The organism is Komagataeibacter xylinus, assembly GCF_031081985.1.
In the GTDB taxonomy this organism is placed as follows: Bacteria; Pseudomonadota; Alphaproteobacteria; order Acetobacterales; family Acetobacteraceae; genus Komagataeibacter; species Komagataeibacter xylinus_E.
The window spans coordinates 39,133-54,022 of record NZ_JARWSK010000001.1 but is presented as its reverse complement, the minus strand read 5'-3'; the positions used below and the strand labels follow the sequence as shown (position 1 = coordinate 54,022).

12 protein-coding genes, 4 pseudogenes and 1 other annotated feature are annotated in these 14,890 nt (G+C 58.0%); of the genes and pseudogenes, 9 read left to right on the top strand and 7 right to left on the bottom strand.

Annotated features, from left to right (window positions below; translation table 11 throughout):
- Positions 1-48: 48 nt before the first annotated feature.
- Together QEG70_RS00285 and QEG70_RS00280 are read left to right on the top strand one after the other, a co-directional pair.
- Positions 49-1,440 (top strand): NAD-dependent succinate-semialdehyde dehydrogenase, encoded by a 1,392-nt coding sequence (locus QEG70_RS00285; RefSeq protein WP_308718800.1) that lies wholly within the window; start codon positions 49-51, stop codon positions 1,438-1,440.
- Between the two features lie 423 nt (positions 1,441-1,863).
- Positions 1,864-2,294 (top strand): annotated as a pseudogene (locus QEG70_RS00280) (transposase); the annotation flags it as partial.
- 17 nt (positions 2,295-2,311) lie between these two features.
- Here QEG70_RS00280 and QEG70_RS00275 read toward each other — a convergent pair.
- Positions 2,312-3,522 (bottom strand): IS3 family transposase gene (locus QEG70_RS00275; RefSeq protein ID WP_308718799.1). Its coding sequence is split into 2 segments (ribosomal slippage): positions 2,312-3,237 and positions 3,237-3,522, totalling 1,212 coding nucleotides; the frame shifts between segments, so codons are not numbered across the junction.
- Positions 3,128-3,244, bottom strand: a sequence feature (AL1L pseudoknot). It overlaps the preceding gene by 117 nt.
- Before the next feature lie 46 nt (positions 3,523-3,568).
- Between QEG70_RS00275 and QEG70_RS00270 the strand changes: the two are divergent.
- Both QEG70_RS00270 and QEG70_RS00265 read left to right on the top strand, forming a co-directional pair.
- Positions 3,569-4,339 (top strand): annotated as a pseudogene (locus tag QEG70_RS00270) (IS3 family transposase); the annotation flags it as partial.
- A 20-nt stretch (positions 4,340-4,359) separates the two neighbouring features.
- Complete coding sequence (locus tag QEG70_RS00265) at positions 4,360-4,584, top strand: alpha/beta hydrolase family protein (RefSeq protein ID WP_308718798.1); 225 nt, start codon at positions 4,360-4,362, stop codon at positions 4,582-4,584.
- Positions 4,585-4,648: 64 nt separating this feature from the next.
- Here the strand turns inward: QEG70_RS00265 and QEG70_RS00260 are convergent, their stop codons facing one another.
- Positions 4,649-5,212 carry a TetR/AcrR family transcriptional regulator gene (locus tag QEG70_RS00260; protein ID WP_308718797.1) on the bottom strand — a complete coding sequence of 188 codons (564 nt, stop codon included), beginning with the start codon at positions 5,210-5,212 and terminating at the stop codon, positions 4,649-4,651.
- A gap of 92 nt (positions 5,213-5,304) precedes the next feature.
- Between QEG70_RS00260 and QEG70_RS00255 the strand changes: the two genes are divergently transcribed.
- From QEG70_RS00255 to QEG70_RS00245, 3 genes are all read left to right on the top strand, one after another.
- The gene (locus QEG70_RS00255) at positions 5,305-6,591 is read left to right on the top strand and encodes a carotenoid oxygenase family protein (RefSeq protein WP_308718796.1); all 1,287 of its coding nucleotides are present in this window, start codon (positions 5,305-5,307) and stop codon (positions 6,589-6,591) included.
- Positions 6,588-7,181, top strand: coding sequence for a DUF3159 domain-containing protein (locus QEG70_RS00250; RefSeq protein ID WP_308718795.1), 594 nt, complete (start codon positions 6,588-6,590; stop codon positions 7,179-7,181). Before QEG70_RS00255 ends, QEG70_RS00250 begins: the two co-directional genes overlap by 4 nt.
- 153 nt (positions 7,182-7,334) lie before the next feature.
- A complete protein-coding gene (locus QEG70_RS00245; protein WP_308718794.1) occupies positions 7,335-8,342 on the top strand; it encodes an aldo/keto reductase in 1,008 nt (335 codons plus the stop codon).
- A 181-nt stretch (positions 8,343-8,523) separates the two neighbouring features.
- Here the strand turns inward: QEG70_RS00245 and QEG70_RS00240 are convergent.
- The 5 genes and pseudogenes from QEG70_RS00240 to QEG70_RS00220 form a co-directional block, all read right to left on the bottom strand.
- A pseudogene (locus QEG70_RS00240) lies at positions 8,524-8,667 on the bottom strand (type II toxin-antitoxin system VapC family toxin); the annotation flags it as partial.
- 80 nt (positions 8,668-8,747) lie between these two features.
- Positions 8,748-9,087: pseudogene (locus tag QEG70_RS00235) on the bottom strand (type II toxin-antitoxin system Phd/YefM family antitoxin).
- Positions 9,088-9,209: 122 nt separating this feature from the next.
- Entirely contained in the window at positions 9,210-10,280 is a 1,071-nt protein-coding gene (locus QEG70_RS00230; protein WP_308718793.1) for an NAD(P)H-dependent flavin oxidoreductase, read from the bottom strand.
- Between the two features lie 276 nt (positions 10,281-10,556).
- Positions 10,557-11,672: a metallophosphoesterase gene (locus QEG70_RS00225; RefSeq protein WP_308718792.1), complete on the bottom strand. Its 1,116-nt coding sequence runs from the start codon at positions 11,670-11,672 to the stop codon at positions 10,557-10,559.
- A gap of 127 nt (positions 11,673-11,799) precedes the next feature.
- On the bottom strand, positions 11,800-12,780 hold the full coding sequence (locus QEG70_RS00220; protein WP_308718791.1) for an SDR family NAD(P)-dependent oxidoreductase: 981 nt from the start codon (positions 12,778-12,780) through the stop codon (positions 11,800-11,802).
- A gap of 121 nt (positions 12,781-12,901) precedes the next feature.
- Between QEG70_RS00220 and QEG70_RS00215 the strand changes: the two genes are divergently transcribed.
- A complete protein-coding gene (locus QEG70_RS00215) occupies positions 12,902-13,483 on the top strand; it encodes a TetR/AcrR family transcriptional regulator (protein WP_308718790.1) in 582 nt (193 codons plus the stop codon).
- A 277-nt stretch (positions 13,484-13,760) separates the two neighbouring features.
- Positions 13,761-14,876: an FAD-dependent oxidoreductase gene (locus tag QEG70_RS00210; protein ID WP_308718789.1), complete on the top strand. Its 1,116-nt coding sequence runs from the start codon at positions 13,761-13,763 to the stop codon at positions 14,874-14,876.
- Positions 14,877-14,890 lie beyond the last annotated feature (14 nt).

Sequence of the window (14,890 nt, the reverse complement as noted above, 5' to 3'; positions counted from 1 at the left end):
ACGCCGTTCCCGGACATAACTGGCTATATTAAGGGACAGATATCCAAAATGGCTTACGCATCAACCAATCCCTATACCAATGAAGTTGTCGCCACCTTCACCGATGCCACGGATGCGGAAGTGCAGGCCGCACTGGCCGAAGCGCATACCGCTTTTGAAAGCTGGCGCGACACGTCCTTTGCCGACCGGGCAAAGGTCATGAACGCGGCGGCCGCCATCCTGCGCCGTGACATTGACAAATATGCCCGCCTTGGCACGCTGGAAATGGGCAAGCTGTTCGAAGAGTCAAAGAAAGAAGTCATTCTTTCCGCCGAGATTTTCGAATACTACGCAAACCACGCCGAAGAACTGCTGAAGCCGGAAATACTCCCCGTCGCCAACCCGGCGGAAGGCAAGCCCGTTCTGGTTCACGAACCGCTGGGCATCGTGCTGGCGATCGAACCGTGGAATTTTCCTTTCTATCAGGTCGTGCGCATTATCGCGCCGCAGCTTTCGGCTGGTAACGCCGTGCTGCTCAAGCATGCCTCCAACCTGCCGCAATGCGCTGCCGCCTTTGATACGCTGATGGCCGAAGCGGGGCTGCCCAAGGGCCTGTTCCGCAACCTGTATGCGGCACGTCCCCATACTGCCATGATCCTGAACGACCCGCGCGTATGCGGTGTCGCTCTGACGGGTTCGGAAGGTGCTGGCACCGTGATTGCCGGCATTGCGGGCAAGGCGCTGAAAAAGGCGACCATGGAACTGGGCGGCGCGGATGCCTTCATCGTTCTGGATGACGCCGATGTTGAAAAAGCGGCCCGCTGGGCGGTTATCGGTCGCCACTGGAATGCCGGTCAGGTCTGTGTCTCGGCCAAGCGGCTGATCGTGGCGGATGCGGTTTATGACCAGTTCCTTGCCCTGTACAAGGAAGGTGTCGCCGCCCTGAAGGCCGGTGACCCGATGGACCCGACCACCACACTGGCCCCCCTGTCCTCACAGGCCGCAGCGGACGACCTGCGCGATCAGGTTACGCGGGCGATGGACCTGGGTGCAAAGGTCGAGATCATCGGCGCGCCGGTGCCCGAACAGGGCGCGTTTTTCCAGCCGCTGCTGATGTCCAACCTTGATGGGAAGAATGCGGCCCGCCACTGGGAATTCTTTGGCCCAGTAACCCAGATCTACCGTGCAAAGAATGATGCGGACGCCATCCGTATCGCCAATGACTCCCCTTACGGGCTGGGTGGCTCCGTATTTACGCAGGATGAGGCCCGCGGTGTACAGGTGGCGCGCGCCATTCGCACCGGCATGGTGTTTATCAACCATCCGTTGTCGCCCAAGGCGGACCTGCCGTTCGGTGGTATCAAGAACTCGGGCTATGGCCGTGAACTGATCGGTCTTGGCATCAAGGAGTTCATCAACCACAAGCTGATCAACGTGGTCGATATCGACGCGGCGTTCTGACGAAACAGGCGAGATCGGGCACAATGATGCGTGCCCGGTCTCTCCCTCAACGGGAACCGGCAATAAGAAGCAACCTGTTGCCTGCCTATTTTATGTCTGTTGAACGGTTTGTACTAATTTATATTGGGGCAGACTGAATCCGGGCGTCCAGATCGAAGCCTGAAGAAATCTGATCGGGCTGTTCCGAACCGGGCACCCTCATCGGCTTGCAGTCTGACTGGCGATGCGGCGCAGGTCCGCGTTGTCATATGTCCGGTATCCATCACCTGCCTGCCCCACAAGTCTGGCAATCGCCTTCGCAACGGTTTTCGCGTCAATGCCACCATATTTGGAAAGCCTGCCGATCATGAGCGGCGCTAGGGCTTGAATAGCCCCTAGATTTCTGGACGCCCAGGCTCCCAAAAATGAGGACAGGAGGCGTTGATGGGGAAGCCCAATTTCAGTGATGAGTTCAAGCGTGATGCGGTGGCGCAGATTACCGGGCGGGGATATCCAGTAGCGGAAGTTTCGCAGCGGCTCGGGGTCAGCACACATTCGATGTATGCGTGGAAGCGGCAATTCGCGAAGGTGGTATCGGGCGATGCCGGCAAGGATTCCGAGATCCGGCAGTTGAAACGCGAACTGGCCCGGGTCACCGAGGAGCGCGACATCTTAAAAAAAGCCACCGCGTATTTCGCCAGGGATGCAAAGTGAGATACGCCTTCATTGCCGAGCATCGCGATCATTTTGGAGTTCGGGCGATGTGCCGCTGTCTGGCCGTGCAACCCAGTGGCTACTATGCCTGGCGGAAGGAGCCGTTGAGCCGACGGGCTTGCGAGGATATCCGACAGACTGAATTGCCCCGGGTTTTGTGGAGACGTTTTTATCTGAACTACGCAGCTAATGCATGTGATTTCTGTTGTGCATAAAAGCGAGCCTCAGCTTCTGCTGGGGGGATGTTTCCAATGGAGGACAGGATCCGTCGATTGTTGAACCAGTCGACCCATTTAAGTGTTGCCAGTTCAACCGCTTCCCTGTTTTTCCATGGCCCCTGCCGATAGATGAGTTCAGTTTTGTAGAGACCATTTATGGTCTCAGCCAGAGCGTTATCATAGGAATCACCAACGCTTCCGACAGAAGCAACGAGACCCGCTTCAGCCAGTCTTTGCGTGTAGCGAATGGACACATACTGACAGCCGCGGTCCGAATGATGGGTCACTTTTCCCTCAGGCTGCCTCTGGCACAGAGCCTGCTCCAGGGCATCCAGTACGAAGTCGGTATGGGCAGTGGACGAGACGCGCCAGCCCACAATCACGCGGGCAAACACATCAATGATGAAGGCCACATAAACAAAGCCCTGCCATGTGGAAACGTAAGTAAAATCCGAAACCCAGAGCCTGTTGGGGGCTGGAGCATGAAACTGGCGTTGCACCAGATCCTGCGGACACGGACGTTGCGGATCAGGCCGTGTGGTTCTGATCCCCTTGCCACGAATGACGCCTTCAAGTCCCATCTGGCGCATCAGCCGCTCTACCGTGCAGCGGGCGATAGTCCTGCCTTCGCGTCTGAGCTGATGCCAGACCTTGCGCGCTCCATAGACACAAAAATTATCGTTCCATACTCTACGGATTTCATTGCACAACTCTTTGTCTTTCTGGCTGCGCACACAGGAATTTTTCTGCCTGGCAACGGTTGCATAATAGACAGATGGTGCAATCGGCAGGATCTTGCAGATTGACCCGACACCATATGTCTGCCGGTGCTCCTCAATGAAGCGCGTCATGGCCTGAACCGGCGGTCGAGTTCCGCCTGGGCAAAATACGCAGAAGCCTTACGCAGGATTTCATTGGCCTGCCGCAATTCGCGGTTCTCTCGCTCCAGTTGCCTGATCTTCTCCCGATCAGGCAACTCACTCACCGCAGGCGCATTGGCCCGCTCATGCAGACGGGTCCATTTTGACAGCGTGTCAGGGTGAATATCCAGCTTTGGGGCGATCATCATCACCGCAGACCACCGCGAAGGATGGTTCTTCTCTTCCTCCAGAACCATGCAGGCTGCACGTTCACGAAATTCAGGCGGAAAACGCTTCGATTTGTTACTCATGAATTCTTCTTACCTCTCGGGTCTTGCTGTCTCCACAAAACCCGGGGCAATTCAGACCAAGTTGATCCGTCAGGCCTGGAGCGACAGTGGCAGGGTTTATGGCTACCGTAAGCTGCACGATGATCTGCTCGATCAGGGCGAGACCTGCTGTCCGAACCGCGTGGCACGCCTGACAAAACTGGCGGGCATCAAAGCGCAGATTGGCTACAGGCGACGGCCAGGTAGCCATAGTGGCAGGCCATCCCCCGTAATCGACAACACGCTGGCCCGGCAGTTTGATGTCGAGGCGCCCGACAGGGTATGGGTCACAGACATCACTTATATCCGCACCATGAAAGGGTTTGCCTACCTGGCAGTCGTGCTCGACCTCTATTCGCGTCGTGTCGTGGGCTGGTCGATGCAGAGCCGCCAGACCACGGATGTGGTGCTGCAGGCGCTCCATATGGCCATCAGGCGACGAAAGCCCAAAAGCCGGGTGCTGATCCACCCGGATCAGGGCAGTCAGTTTACCAGCATGGACTGGATTGCCTTCATACGGGCTCACAATCTGGAACATTCGATGAGCCGCCGCGGTAATTGTCACGACAATACTGTGGCGGAAAGTTTTTTCTCATCGCTCAGATGCGAGCGCATCCGGCGTCGAACCTGTAAAACGCGCCAGGGAGCCCGGCAGGACGTGCCTAACACCATAGAAATGTTCTATAATCCGGTACGCAAGCATGTCAGGAACAGGATGCTGTCACCCGTGCAGTTCGAACAACAGCAGATTTTGAATGCTCAAGGCGTCCAGAAATCTAGGGGCTATTCAAAGCCATAAGACCTTATACACTCAAAGACGTGGCCAGAAAAATCACTGCTGACGTCCTGATCCTCGTTGGCGAACATGACCACTTCGTCCCTGTCTCTCAGGCTGATGATTTTGCAAAGGCCTGCACCACCGCACGATCCGTCGAAACGGTCACCTTCGCCACCCTCTCCGGTGGGGCGGAACACTGCCAGCTCGGCGCCCAGACGCTCTGGCACGCCACGTTTTTCAGCTGGTTGATCAGTAAGTTCAGTTAAGGCACCCAATGACGTCACGTGAAGACAGCAGCAAAGCTCTGCTGCTACGGAAGCCAACAGGATGTCAACGAAAAGCCTCCTCAACCAGCTGATCGATCGTGAGGGCTGTGCCGCTGTGCCGGATCAGTGCCGCAAGTAACCCGTCTATCGCAAGCACGGCCAGTCCATGAACCTTCGCCCAGAGACAGGCCATGGCTGCTTCCGGAGAGATGCCGGGCTGATCAGATGCCGGAAGAGCCGCCAGTCTGGCAAATGCTCCGGCTGACGCTGTCGCAAGGGCCGGATGATCCGAGTCGACGGCGTCACTGCGAAACATAAGTGTGAAGAGCCCCGGATTGGCGATCGCAAAACGGACGTAGGCCAGACCGACATCTCGGGGCTCTTTGGCATATACGGGCGACATGGCTTCGGAAAGCTCATCGAAACCCTGTGCGGCTAGCGCGCTCAGCAGACCGGTCAGGTTGCCAAAATGCGGGGTTGCGGCCGTCGCGGAGACGCCGGCATTCCGGGTAATCGCCCTAAGCTTCAGGGACGCAATGCCATCTTTTTCCAGCATGAGCCGGGCAGTGTACAGCAGGGCTTTTTGCAGGTCTCCATGATGATAGCTGCTTTTCGTGGGCGTCTTCATCCTGATCCTCCAGACGTAAATTTACACTGTAAAAATAACTTGACGAGCACTTTCTTCATCCATCAGTCTTTACGTCGTAAAGACCGGAGAAGATGATGGTAGCCAACAGAGCGCCGATCGAGCAGGAAATCGACGTATGTGGACTTGCAGTGCGGGGAAAATTGCCGTCCGGCCTGCAAGGGACGCTGTATCGTAACGGTCCCAATCCTCGTCCGGGAACGCCAGAAGGACACTGGTTTGTGGGTGATGGCATGATCCATGCCGTCTCGTTCGCGGATGGGCGATGTTCCTACCGCAACCGTTGGGTCCTGCCACAGACAGAGCATGCTCTCGGGAAAGCCAATACGCATGCCGTTTTCCATGCGGGCTCACTGATGGCCCTGGAAGAAGCGCATCCACCGGTTGCCCTGACGCCGTCGACGCTGACACGCTCGGGCGCGTGTTACCAGCCTGGTCCTTTCACGGCGCACCCGAAGCATGATCCTTTAACGGGGGAACTCGTCTTTTTTGGCTATGCTGCTGACGGAGCTGGATCACATGCCATCCGTTGTGGAACTCTGGACAGGTCGGGTCACCTGAACTGGGAAACACGCTTTGAAGCGCCATTCAGCAGCATGATCCATGATGCAGCCGTTACAACCCGACACATTGCCCTGCCGGTCTTTCCACTTGTCAGGGAGTCTGTCGACACGTTCAGGTTTGCGTGGCGTCCTGATCTGGGCAGTTATCTGGCTGTGCTGGAACGTGGGGAGTCTGGCGACGCCGTGCGGTGGTATGAGGCACCGACCGTCTACGCCTTTCATATTGCCAATGCATGGGAGGATCACGAACGCCTCTATTTCGACCTGTTCGTATATGACACGCCGCCACTGTTTCCCGGTCCGGACGGACAACAGCCCACGCAGAGACAGGGGCGCCCCTGCAGATGGAGCGTGGCGCTCAACGGGCATGCACCGGTTCGGGTCGAACCCTTGCATGATATGTGTGGCGAATTCGGAAGGATAGATGATCGTCTCGCGGGAAGCCGGTATGACCAGATCTACTGCACAAGCCGCGTTTATGCGGAGCATTCGGGCTTTCAGGCCATCGCGCGGCTCAATCCAGGCGATGGAACAGTCGATCAGTTCGATTTCGGAATGCAGGCGTCGGTCTCGGAACCGGTCTTCGTACCGCGCCACCCCTGTGCCAGATCAGATGACGGCTGGCTTCTGAGCGTGATCTGGCGACCGGATTTTCCTTCGTCGCGACTGGCCGTTTTTGATGCAGCCCATGTCGCTGATGGTCCGGTCGCTTCCGTAATCCTGCCGCAGAGGGTTCCTGACGGCTTTCATGGCAGTTTTGTGCCGGATGTTCTTCTGACCGGAGGGCTGTTGCGATGAGCCGGGCTGCTACTTTAAAGGCCCTTCTGCTCGAAACCGGCGGATTGCTGCTGTTCTGGGGCTGTGACGCGCTCGGCTATGAGCATTATGCCTCCATGGCGGTACTGGCTTTCGTTCTGGCTGACGGACTACGTCGCTGGCAGGGCGCTCTGGGCTTTCCACGGGTCTGGCATCTGTTCAACGGGCTGGCTCTGGCACTGGCCGCGCTGGACCTCGCGACAAGAAGAGAGGCCTGGGCTTCGTTTGAGAGTGTTGCTGCCAACCTGCTGATTGCGAGTATGTTTGTCATCGGCGCACTCGGGCGCAAACCACTGGTGCAGGACATTGCCGAACAGCGGCAGGGTAAACCCTTCCCCACAGACCGGCATGATCTGCAGACGTTCTTCCGGGCGTATACATGGGTCTGGGCCGCTTATTTTGCGGTACGGGCTTTTGTCTGGTTTTGGATGGCGCAACATCTGCCTGTCGCGCGAGCCCATGCGCTGCAGGGCATACTCGGTCCCGTCACCCTCTTTGTTATGATCGCACTGAGTTTTCAGGGACAGAGGGTGTTCCGTGGTTTGAACCGGCTGGGATTGTTTCGGGAGTGAGTTGCTATCAGTAAGGCAAGCAAGCGTCCGCTTAAGAGTTCGCTTGGCGATATACTAAATCTCCGAGATGAGGCGACTATCGCGTGTCCGTTTGTTCCATCGAACGCCTGTGTGATAGGGTTCTGCTTCAAGAAATAGGGATTTTTCTCAAATATGAAATTGCGGCAACTTGGTAAGAGCGGCCCTGAGGTATCCGAAATCGGTCTTGGGTGTATGAGCATGTCCGGCATGTATGGTCCGGCTGACCGGAAAGAAAGCATCGCTACCGTCCATGCCGCGCTGGACGCTGGGATCACGCTTCTCGACACCGGCGATTTCTATGGCATGGGCCATAACGAGATGCTGATCGGTGAGGCGATCAGGGATATTCCTCGCGACAGATTCCTTGTCAGCGTCAAGTTTGGTGCAATGCGGGATCCGGGCGGCAACTGGGGTTCCTACGACGCGCGGCCTGCCGCCATGAAGAACTTCCTGGCCTATACCCTGCAACGGCTAGGGCTTGATCATATCGACATCTACCGGCCTGCACGGCTGGACCCGGCAGTGCCGGTTGAAGAGACGATTGGTGCCATTGCCGAGATGGTTCAGGCTGGTTATGTCCGGCACATCGGCCTTTCCGAAGTTGGCCCGGAAACCATCCGGCGCGCGGCTTCCGTCCATCCGATCAGCGATCTTCAGATTGAATATTCGCTGATCTCGCGTGGCATCGAGGACAAAATTCTTCCTGCCTGTCGTGAACTCGGCATCGGCATAACGGCGTATGGCGTGCTCGCGCGCGGTCTAATCAGCGGGCACTGGCAAGGAGCGAAGGGGCCAGGGGACTTTCGGGTTCGTAGCCCCCGCTTTCAGGAAGGCAATGTCGAGCACAATCTGGCCCTTGTGGAAACATTGCGCGAAATTGCAGCCACCAAGGGCGCGAGCGTGGCCCAGTTGGCAATTGCCTGGGTGGCCGCACAGGGTGACGATATCGTACCACTTGTAGGGGCCCGTAGGCGCGATCGGCTCTCCGAGGCGCTGGGTGCGCTTGATCTTGTGCTGACGCCCGATGATCTGGCTGCTATCGAGCAGGCTGTTCCCAAAGGGGCGGCGGCCGGAGAACGTTACGATCCAAAACAGATGGCGTTACTCGACAGCGAGAAAACTAGAACCGTCGAAGGCTAAAACCAAGCTAGGGTCGATGCAGGTATTTAGCCTGCGCGGCCCTATCTTTGCTACCAAGTGCGCCGACGTTCTTCAGCCGCTTACGGATTGCTATATGTCGATACTGATGTCTGCTGTTCGGAACGTACCATTGATCGTCTTTCGTCTTAGATGAGGGCGTATTCTGACGGCAGTTTCTGTTTCACGAACAGCGTATTCGCTTGATGGGGTAATGATCCATTTGTCCGTCTTCCGAAAGGAATGTGGCGTGTTCAGCTTGCGCCTGCGCCATCAGGAGATGGTCAAACGGATCACGATGATGCAGAGGCACAGACATGAGGATCTGCTATGATCTCCCGTGCATTCTCCCCAGCCTGTCGGAGTCCGAAAGCTACCAGAGCAACGCATGCGTATCGAGCAGAACCTTCACAGGTTGCGTTCCATGCTTTCAAGAATGTCCGGCGGTGTCTGATCAAAATCTTTCGCTCATTCTGATCCTCCCGCGAAGAGCTCCTGGCTTACGACGGGAACGATAGGAAGGAGCAGACGGACGCAGTTCAGCGACAACCAGATCGTGAGACGTCACGAGGATCTTGCCACCCTGTCTGACCTGACGCAGATACGCTGTCAGGTTTCCCCGGAACTCCCGAACACCGATTTTCTGTGGGGATGGCGCGTTATCTGAAAGATGCTCGCTCATGGTCCCCTCCTTATGTGTCATCATATCATGTACACAAAAGGAGGAGATAGAAAATTCCTGAGGCATATTCGATTTCAGAGATCAGTGACTTCCGACAGCGCTAGAGCGTCCTCGACATTCACCACAAGGTATCAAACCATACTGTCCAGTTTTGAATGAAGTTGGCAACGCCGGACAGCTTAGAGCGATTATGTCTCTAAATAACGTGCCCTATGCAGTTCTTCCTTCAGTTTGTCTATGAGTTGACCCACTGGCATAGCCCGAGCCAGTGGGGCGCCTTGTCCGGCCCAATAAGCACCAAAACCACTTTCACCACAGTTTCTGGCGACCTTGTTGAGTGTTTTCCCCGCATCATAGGCAATGGGGTAATCGGGAACCGGTGGAATGTCGGCACTGTCACTCAGACCCGTAAACCGGTTTGAAAGACAGCGCGCAGGCCGTCCTGAAACGAGATCGGTCATGCGTGTATGAAACGCGGCTGGTCCTGCCAGAGCCTTTCGGTACGCTTCGTCCGCATCTGTCTCCGGGCAGAGAATAAAGGCCGTGCCCATCTGTACGGCGACGGCACCCAGGGCAAGGGCAGCCGCCATGCCTGCTCCATCCATGATACCGCCTGCGGCAATCACCGGAATGCGGCATTTGCGCACAAGAAGGCGGGTCAGGGCAAATGTTCCCAGAGCATCATCGTGCCCCGCCGGATCGAAAATGCCACGATGGCCGCCCGCCTCGATCCCTTGCGCTACAATCGCATCCATCCCTGCGGTCTCCGCAGCGCGGGCTTCCTCCAGACTGGTGACTGTTGCCAGCAAGACGGCACCTGTCGCCTTCAGGGTCGTAATCTTCTCGGTGAAAGGAAGCCCGAAATGGAAACTGATGACCGGTGGCTTCATGTGCACAAGCATGTCGAGCATGTCCGGATCATCATTGAAGCTTCGGTATATGGGATGCAGGCTGGCTGGTGGGAGAGCATTGAACTCGGCAAAAAGCGGTTTCAGCCATGCTAGCCAGACCCTGTCACGGGCCGGGTCGATTTCGGGTGCCTTATGCGCGAACAGATTGACGTTGAAAGGGGCCGCCGTCTGCTGGCGTATCTGGCAGATCATTTTATGCGCGACTGCAACACCAGCGGCCCCTACCCCGATTGAACCAAGTGCCCCGGCCTGAGAAACAGCAGCAGCAAGGGCCGGCGTGGAGACACCGGCCATCGGTGCCTGTACCAACGGAATTGTCAGGCCGAGATGTTCAGGCCAGTTCATCATCGTTTCTCATCGTGCAAACCGGTTTTCTTCTTGCCCTGATGGTAGTTCATATTGCTGGATACGGCGTTCAAAACCATATCATCACGCTTTTCCCCAGTGCGGTCTCATCCTCACGGGCAATGAAGTTCTGGTGCAGCCGATCATACTATGCGCATACGTGTTCACTGCGTAAAAAGAGGTCCCCTGCAGGACCGGACGGACAGGATCCATCACTCGAACGACACAGAAAAGCGCATTAGAATATTGAAATTTTCAAGAACAGGATAAAATTTCCCCTTATCCTGCACGCAGGATGAAACGGGTGATTTCGGATGGCCTGCCCAGCCGGAGCGCGAAGCCCGGCCACAGCCCGGTGCCATTGCTGACGTAAAGCACCATGCCCCCCAGATCATAGCGCCCGGAGACAAACCCGCTGTTGCCGCGTGCGACAAGGCGGTCGAGGCCAACAATCATCCCGCCGTGTGTATGCCCCGACAGTTGCAGGGCAACACCCTGTACGGCAGCTTCATGCGCATCACCGGGCTGGTGATCAAGCAGCACAATCGGGGCACCGGCAGGAATCCCCGCAAGGGCCGCAGCCAGATCAGGACCAGCCTGCCCATGCGCGGGTGCCGACCGGTCGGTAACGCCTGCAATGACCAGTCCGGCCCCTGCCCTCGTTATGACTACATGGCGGTTGAGCAGCATGTGGAAGCCCAGTTCCGACAGGTGCTGCATCCAGTCGCCATAATCGAAGAAATATTCATGGTTTCCCGGGATCGCCAGAACACCGTCCAGCGCATGTAGCCCCGCAAGCGGTGCCACGTCAGCACGGCGCATGGCCACTGAGCCGTCAATGAAATCGCCCGTCACGACAATCATGTCGGCACCGGCCGCGTTGGTGCGCTCGACAACCGCCCTTGCCCATCTGGCGGGGAACAACCGGCTGATATGCATGTCGGTCAACTGGACCAGCTGATAGCCGTCAAATGCTGGCGACAGGCCGGGAATGGTCACACTCACGTCCCTGATCGGCGGCACCCGCAGCGCATTGGCAACGCCGATAGCGGAAAGCATCCCGGCAAGACCACCCACGGCCGCCCGCGCCGCCACCGGGATATGCACCGGCTGCCACGTTACCAGCGCAACGAGCAGCGCACCGAGATCAAGCATGACCTGGAGCAGGGTAAGAAAAAGGATCGCTCCGAATGCCCAGTTGAACAGGATAATGACAGGCTGGGGAAATTCGGGAGCAAAGATGGAACCTGAGGAAAGCCGGGACCAGTAGTGGTAAAGTGCGGCCACGACCACCAGTGCCGCAGCAATCCCCTTCAGCCCCAGCGGAAGGGGCAACGGCCAGAGCCAGTTGAGGATCACGACAAGAAGGGGCAGGCCGAAAACAACAAGGCGCATTCAATATCCTCGCACGGAAGCGTAGGGAGACATCTTCCATCCCCCTGCGCCCGGGCCATTCATATCGGTAAACTGTCTTATGGGCGTCAGGAACATCCATTATGCCACAAACAGGAACATGGATGCTTCAGGAGAATTTCTCCCCGACCATTTCCTCGCTTTTTGCCCACAATGCCTCGGCATGCTCGGGATCGACCGCATAGGCCCTTACGCCCGCACTGACCAAGCTGATCGGCTGGTCATCGGGCACGACCGGGCTTACGTGGCAGTCTTCACAGTAATGGCCGCCGACCGCGTCAGCAGCCCCCACTACATCCGCCCAGACGGACGTGGCCGCCCCCTGTGGAATGGTCTTGAACTGGAACGGCGGTTTGCCTTCAGCCGCAGCCTGTTCATTGATCCGCGCCACCATCGCCTCAATGCCGCCTGCTGGCATGTAACGCGTCAGTTCGGTCAGGATTCCACCCGGATGCACCGCTGTGGCGCGCACGCCGTGCGTGCGGTGCCGTGCGTCAAAGGCTATGGCAAACAGGATGTTGGCTGTCTTGGAACGGCCGTAGGCGATGAACGGATCATACGGCGTATGCTCGAAATTCGGGTCCTTCAGGTCCACATCCGCAAAGCGATGTCCGGCCGAGGATACATTGACCAACCGCGCACCGGCGTGCATCAGCCCCGCAATGCGGTTGACGAGGACGAAGTGCCCCAGGTGGTTGGTGCCGAACTGTGTCTCGAACCCGTCCTTTGTATGACCAAACGGCGTGGCCATCACGCCCGCATTGGCGATGACCAGATCGAACGGCAGACCGGTTGCGTTCAGTTGATCTGCGCAGGCGCGGACACTGCCCAGATCCGCAAGGTCAAGGGCGACCAGTTCAAAGCTCCCTCCCCCACGCGCCGCATCCGCGCGGACCTGCGTGGTGGCATGCTCTGCTTTTTCCAGATTGCGCGCGGCACCCACCACATGGGCACCATGTGCGGCAAGGGCACGTGCGGTTTCAACGCCCAGACCGGCAGAAACGCCAGTTACAAGGACCCGTTTGCCCTTCAGCGATACGCCGGAGAGGACATCTTCTGTTGTCGAGCTTGCGCCAAAAGTCTGTGTCATGAGGGAAACTCCCTGAAAGGATGCATCCGTTTTTTGCCAAAATGGCCTGCGGGATGTTATATGGAGCATGGCTCCGCTTTATATATGCGGAGAATTACTCCGCTTAACAAGAGGGAAACCGGTGACCGAGGAAAAAAAGCCGCGCCGCCGACCGCGCAGCGATGGGCAGCGCAACAGGACAAACCTGCTGAACGTGGCCAAGGCGGCCTTCACGGCGGGGGAAACCGATATTCCGCTGGATGAGGTCGCCCGTCGTGCCGGTGTGGGGATCGGCACGCTTTACCGTCATTTTCCCAATCGCGATGCGCTGATCGAGGCAGTCTATCGCGCTGAACTCGACCGCCTTGCCGATGCTGCACCGGTCCTTGCTGCGCAGCATCCGCCCGTGGAGGCGCTGCGGGCGTGGATGCGGCTGTTTGTTGACTATATTGCCGCCAAGCTGGTGATCGCCCCTGCCCTCAACGGGCTGGCAGGCGGCACGAGTGCACTTTATGCCCAGTCCGGCACGGTCCTGCAGGGTGCGATCGACGGGCTTGTGGCCGCTGCCGTTGCCAGTGGCGACATCAGCGCGGATATCGAGCCTGTTGACCTGCTGCGTGCCCTGGCCGGGGTTTCGAACTACGCGGCTGGTCCCGGTTGGGAGACCAGTGCGAAGCGCCTTGTTGATATTCTCATTGCCGGGTCACGGGTGTCGGCATCGTAATTGCGCGGGGCGCGCAGAAGCCAGCCTGACAATTATATCGGGTATGTTCCCGAACGGGCCGTTGCCCGCGTGATGGATCTGTCTGAACCGCCGTTCCTTGCAGATACGTCCAGCTTCCTGTAATGCCCGGCTTCCGCGAAAAACGACTGTCCGTGGCCTACTTTCAGTTCCCGAGGCTGTCGCACATACGTCCTTCATGCCGTGGCATGATCGGCCAGCGTCTCCGAAAAACACAGCCCGCATCGGCAGATGCCGATGCGTTACAGGGAGCGCGATCATGCGACGGACCATTGCGATCATCGGAGCGGGCCCTGCCGGCCTGATTCTTGCCCGTATCCTGCACCTGCACGGGATCGAGGCCACGGTCTACGAGGCCGAGACATCACCCGCCGCCAGAAAACAGGGCGGCCTGCTTGATATCCACGAACATAACGGCCAGCGCGCGCTGAAAGCGGCGGGGCTGCATGATGCTTTCCGCCGCCTTGTCCGTCCGGGCGAGGATGCGAAGCGCGTTGTGGACAAGAACGGGATCATCCTGTTCGACCGGGCTGGACAGACCCTGTCCCCGCGCCCGGAAGTTGACCGGGGCGAGCTGCGCCACATGCTGATTGCTTCCCTGCCCCCTGCTGCGATCCGGTGGGGCCATAAGGTCATGTCCGTATCGCCAGTTGCCAACGGCCAGCATGAGATCGTTTTTGCCAATGGTGCCAGAACCACAGCAGATCTGCTTGTCGGTGCCGATGGTGCGTGGTCGAAGGTCCGGCCGCTTCTTACCACTGCCCGACCCGTTTATTCAGGCACCTGCTTTATCGAGATCGCATGTCCTGTGGCCGATGCGCATAGTGCGATAATCGGCACAGGCACCCTGATGGCGGTGGCACCGGGCAAGGGTATCATCGTGCATCGCAATGCCGATGGAAGTGTGACGGGATATGTGGCGCTGAACCGGCCGGAAACATGGCTCGAGTCCATTGATTTCAGCGATAGCCACGCGGGACTGGACGTAATCGCACGGCAGTTTGCAGGCTGGGCACCGTACCTGACACGCTTCATTACCGACAGTATTACCGAGCCAGCGATCCGCCTGATCCATGCCCTGCCGCCCGGACTGCGCTGGCAGCACCAACCCGGCATGACCCTGATTGGCGATGCCGCACATCTCATGTCCCCATTCGCGGGTGAAGGGGCCAATCTTGCCCTGTATGACGGCGCGGAACTCGGCCAATCGCTCATCGCCTACCCCGATGACATGAACGCGGCTGTAGCGGCCTATGAGGCGACGCTTTTTCCCCGAAGCCACGAAGTGGCGCGCCGGTCCGCGCAAAATCTGGCCCTGTTTTTTGGACCGGATGCACCCGGCAGCGTGGTCGATCTGTTTGACCGGTTCGCGTGAGTGATACGTTCCTT